Below are 693 nucleotides of genomic sequence, written 5' to 3' on the forward strand. Positions count from 1 at the left end.
GATGGCTAAGGAAAAGTTTGAGCGGACGAAACCGCACTGTAACGTAGGCACAATTGGTCACGTTGACCATGGTAAGACAACCCTTACTGCTGCGATCACAAAAGTATTGGCAGAAGCGAGTGGCGGTACTGCTACAGATTTTGCAGATATCGATAAAGCACCTGAAGAGCGTGCGCGTGGTATCACGATTTCAACAGCACACGTTGAGTATGAGACAGAAGGTCGTCACTATGCTCACGTTGATTGCCCGGGCCACGCGGATTATGTAAAAAACATGATCACGGGTGCAGCTCAGATGGATGGTGCTATCTTGGTTGTTAACGCAGCTGATGGCCCAATGCCACAGACACGTGAGCACATCCTTCTTGCACGTCAGGTTGGTGTTCCGGCTCTTGTTGTTTTCATGAACAAAGTTGACCAGGTTGACGATGAAGAGCTTCTAGAGCTCGTTGAAATGGAAATCCGTGAGCTTCTCTCTTCTTACGACTTCCCAGGCGATGATATTCCGATCGTATCCGGTTCTGCACTTGCAGCACTAGAAGGTCGTGACGCGAACATCGGTTCCGAGAAGATTCTTGAGCTGATGAAAGCTGTTGATGATTACATCCCACAGCCGGATCGTCCAGTTGATCAGCCTTTCTTGATGCCTATCGAAGACGTGTTCTCTATCTCAGGTCGTGGTACAGTTGTAAC

The 693-nt window shown here is 48.8% G+C and carries 1 protein-coding gene; it reads left to right on the forward strand.

Annotation, left to right across the window (positions count from 1 at the left end; genetic code table 11):
• Position 1 precedes the first annotated feature (1 nt).
• Positions 2-693 (forward strand): GTP-binding protein (locus WH96_RS20875; protein ID WP_047766186.1); only part of this gene is annotated, 692 nt, incomplete at its 3' end.

This window comes from Kiloniella spongiae (assembly GCF_001026905.1).
Taxonomy (GTDB): Bacteria; Pseudomonadota; Alphaproteobacteria; order Kiloniellales; family Kiloniellaceae; genus Kiloniella; species Kiloniella spongiae.